This is a genomic window from Streptococcus mitis, from assembly GCF_003942775.1.
GTDB classification, from domain to species: Bacteria; Bacillota; Bacilli; order Lactobacillales; family Streptococcaceae; genus Streptococcus; species Streptococcus mitis_CN.
Window position 1 is genome coordinate 1 of the sequence record NZ_RJNX01000016.1, and the last position, 3,388, is coordinate 3,388.

A 3,388-nucleotide genomic window follows, 5' to 3' on the forward strand; every position below is an offset into this window, starting at 1 on the left:
GTATAACGCACCAATTTTGGTGCATTATTGACTATTTTTCCTAAATCTCTCTAAATTCTTCTCCAATTGTTCCTTATGAAGTTGGTTCTTAGCTTCCTTTAATGTGTCGTCCAAAGTTTCTTCTCTGAAAGTTGCTTCTGTTTTTAGTTGTTCTGATCCTTGATCTGGAGTGAAAATGATATCTAGCAGTCGGTCTATTTTTTCAAGATCTTGGACAGACATATCAGATAGTCTATGAATTAGCTTCTTAAATACATCACCATTGTCGTGGTTTTTCTTAAAAAATGTTGTAAACATCTATAACCTCTCAAAAAAAGCAGCCTATCAGGACTGCTTAGTGTAATTCCGAAATCGCATCATAAATGGACTGCAATTTCTTATTTTCTTTATTCTTTGTGTCAATCAACGTATGTAGATCTTCAATTTTATTTTGACTACTTTGAATATCGCTATTGTTATCTGCAATAAGTCTTTTAAGATGTTGCTGATAACTTGTAGTGATATCTGTCCCTTTTCCTGTTCTAACCTCTGTAACTTTGGGTTTAGAACTAGAATTTGATTCCGTCACAGGTGCTTGTTTACGCTTTTGAAAAGCTGCTTCATAATTTACATCATTACCTCCTTGATGATTTCCAAATAAGGCCGCAATTTTATCTGGATCTTCTTGATTTTCTGATTTACTTTCTAATGGTTGATTAAAATTCCAATCTTTTGTCATTCACTCATTTCATCCTTTCTAAATTCAGAATCATCGAATTGTCTTTCTTTGCCAAATGCATGGTCAAGAGCTTCTTCAAAACTCATGTGACTAATGCTTTGACGCCTTTTGAACGTCGCAAACATCGCTGTCTCCAGTTGTTCTTTGTAAGCAGCGAGTTTTTCTGTCTCTCTTACTACCTTACTTTCTTGCCTAGTGACCTTTTCTTCTAAGCGTTCAATAATGGTCATATACGATCCTCCTTCATTCTAATATTATCTAAAACATCTTGATTTTGTTATCACAATTCTAAAAATTGAGATGATTGTCTTACTGGTGGATTTCCAAATGTCTCTTTTACAGTCTCAAGCATAAATTGTAAATCTGATTTCTTTTCTCTAAGGACATCATTCCAGTCTATTTTTTCTTTCCCAGATTCATTATCAGGCAAATCCAGTAAAACAGGAAATCCTGATTGAGATAACTTATCAGAAAAATCTTTACCTGCATCATCACAATCTACCGCAAGTGTCAATAAATCAGGATGATTATCAAAATAGCTGGTGGTATCACGAATGGTATTGATCAAAGGCAATAACTTTGAAGGTATTACTGTATCTAAAAATTCCAACTTCTGATTTTCTTCAGCTATCAGTCGTAAAGTTTGATAAGCAACAACAGACCTTTTTAATCCCTCCATAGATACCAAACGAACATCAGATAGATTTTGTTGATGCAGTTCGTAATAGCTCATCAAGTCGATGAACGATTCACAAAAGACCAGTCTATTTGGTTTACCAATGTCAAAGGATATTCCAATATGTCCATGGCTTCCTTTTAGAATCGTTTTTAACCTCTCTCTAGAAAGAGCGGGATTCTTATAAATCCCTTGTAGGCTTGCTGCCTGCAGTTTGTGACGATGATCAAAACTTTTAAAAACAATAACAGGTTCAACAGTTTCATTTGTTTTCCAACTGGCTTGTGCTAGCAAACCTTGTTGAATCATCTTTTGTACGATTTCTTCTGAGATTCCTCTACATTCTATTAAATAATATCTGGCCAGACTACAGTTAGAATCTTCTATTCTCTTTAAAGGATAATAAAATGGTCTATCTCTATTTTCTTGAACAGCTTCTTTTTGAAAAGGTTCTTCAGAAAGAAAAGCTAGAGCATCTTTAAAGGAAATTCCCTTAACAAGTCGAACAAAATCAATGACATCACCTTGAATATCTCTTGAAAACCATTTAAAAGTATTAGTAGTTGAAAAAATCCGAAATGAATCGTGTTCAGGATGTTCATAGACACTGCTCGAAACTTGTTTAAAGGAGATACCTAAACGATTGGTTACATCAAGAATTGAAATTTGCTTACATTCCTCTATATTCATAAAACATCATCATTTTGTCGTAGTATTTGGCAGTGATGGAACAGATGAGGATTCTTCTAAAGTTTTGGGAGTGGCCTTATCCAAATCATCTAACCCCGATTTCCAAACCTGTACTTGGTTGACCAATAACTTACCAGGAAGTTTAGAGTAGGACAACTTAACCGTTCTGGTTTCTGTCTGATTAGTCTTTGATTGGTTGGCATTGTTTAAATCAGATACATAGGTTACATTATAAGAGACCATGGCAATGGCTTGATTCGTAGTCTGATTGACAAAGATATCTGCTTTTTCAAAATGATAATCCAAAATATAATCCTTATACACTTGGTTCATGGCATCATTTTGACTTGACAATTCTTGAGAATAAGCCGATTCAGTCATATAAGGTTGAATACGTGTATTATTTTCTCCGAGCTTGTCTTTCGTATAGTACTGAGTCAAAAATTCTTTTACAGTATCCGATGACAAAATGCTGGCTTTATCTTCTGCTTGTTTGTCCTCTACAAGTTTAGCTGCAGCCAATTCGATTTCTTTGCGACTTTGTTTAGCAGTAGAATGTTGACCCACAGTATATCCCATCATGAGAATAAAGCTAGTTGCAGCCACTGCTCCGACACTAATTAAGGCTTTAGTTTTGACTTTATTTAACATCTTAGACCTTCTTTCTATAAAAACTAGGTCAAGAATAACAAAAAGGACTTGTAAGTTTTATCACACCATAATAAAAGGTGATTCCTACATTTCAGGCGCAAAATCGTACAGTTCAAAGAAAAATATCAAAACTATCTGTCTTCAGCTTATAATGTAACTATGAAAAATTTAAAAGAAGAAAATTTGAGAAGAGCTCTTTCTCATATTGAACGACATAAACAAGCCATAAATACAAGTAATAACAGTGAGGATAATGATTTTCATAAATTACTGCTCCAATTTAGCTATGAAGTATATGAAAGAATCAAGGCTAATAAAAAACCTTATCCGAATTTAGATTCAGATAAAGTTTTTTAACCATCTAACAAGTTTACATACTTTCCTTAGTTTTGGAGTTTATGAAACGCCAACTGAATCCTAGAACCAACATCAGATTGATGAAAAGGTACACAGCCGTAAAACTAGTTAAACCATGTTGTCTGATATCATCAAAGTATAAAGTCGGTTCAGTAAAGAACAAATAAATTCCATAGACCTCCACGAAAATAAGAAAACTGATAAAACCAATAAGGAAAAGTCCACTGGCAATAAGAAAGAGTCTCCATAAAAGAATGAGAATTCCTCCTACTGCTAAAAAAATTACTGGGATAAGG

The 3,388-nt window shown here is 33.9% G+C and carries 7 protein-coding genes; 1 reads left to right on the forward strand and 6 read right to left on the reverse strand.

All coding sequences use genetic code 11. The features are described from left to right. Positions 1–24: 24 nt before the first annotated feature. Genes D8848_RS10540 through D8848_RS10560 form a run of 5 tightly spaced genes read right to left on the reverse strand, consistent with a single transcriptional unit; the run spans position 25 to position 2,735 of the window. Positions 25–297, reverse strand: coding sequence for a hypothetical protein (locus D8848_RS10540; protein WP_125443631.1), 273 nt, complete (start codon positions 295–297; stop codon positions 25–27). 37 nt (positions 298–334) lie between these two features. Next, complete coding sequence (locus tag D8848_RS10545) at positions 335–718, reverse strand: DUF5945 family protein (protein ID WP_125443629.1); 384 nt, start codon at positions 716–718, stop codon at positions 335–337. Then, positions 715–948: a DUF5965 family protein gene (locus D8848_RS10550; protein ID WP_125443616.1), complete on the reverse strand. Its 234-nt coding sequence runs from the start codon at positions 946–948 to the stop codon at positions 715–717. Before D8848_RS10550 ends, D8848_RS10545 begins: the two co-directional genes overlap by 4 nt. Before the next feature lie 50 nt (positions 949–998). After that, the gene (locus D8848_RS10555) at positions 999–2,084 is read right to left on the reverse strand and encodes a toprim domain-containing protein (RefSeq protein ID WP_125443627.1); all 1,086 of its coding nucleotides are present in this window, start codon (positions 2,082–2,084) and stop codon (positions 999–1,001) included. A 9-nt stretch (positions 2,085–2,093) separates the two neighbouring features. After that, on the reverse strand, positions 2,094–2,735 hold the full coding sequence (locus D8848_RS10560) for a peptidylprolyl isomerase (protein WP_125443625.1): 642 nt from the start codon (positions 2,733–2,735) through the stop codon (positions 2,094–2,096). Positions 2,736–2,894: 159 nt separating this feature from the next. On the opposite strand from D8848_RS10560, the gene D8848_RS10565 reads away from it, so the two are divergent. Further along, the gene (locus D8848_RS10565) at positions 2,895–3,092 is read left to right on the forward strand and encodes a hypothetical protein (RefSeq protein WP_001842085.1); all 198 of its coding nucleotides are present in this window, start codon (positions 2,895–2,897) and stop codon (positions 3,090–3,092) included. Between the two features lie 13 nt (positions 3,093–3,105). Here the strand turns inward: D8848_RS10565 and D8848_RS10570 are convergent. Next, positions 3,106–3,388: DUF5966 family protein (locus tag D8848_RS10570; protein WP_125443623.1), on the reverse strand; the 283-nt coding region annotated here is incomplete at its 5' end.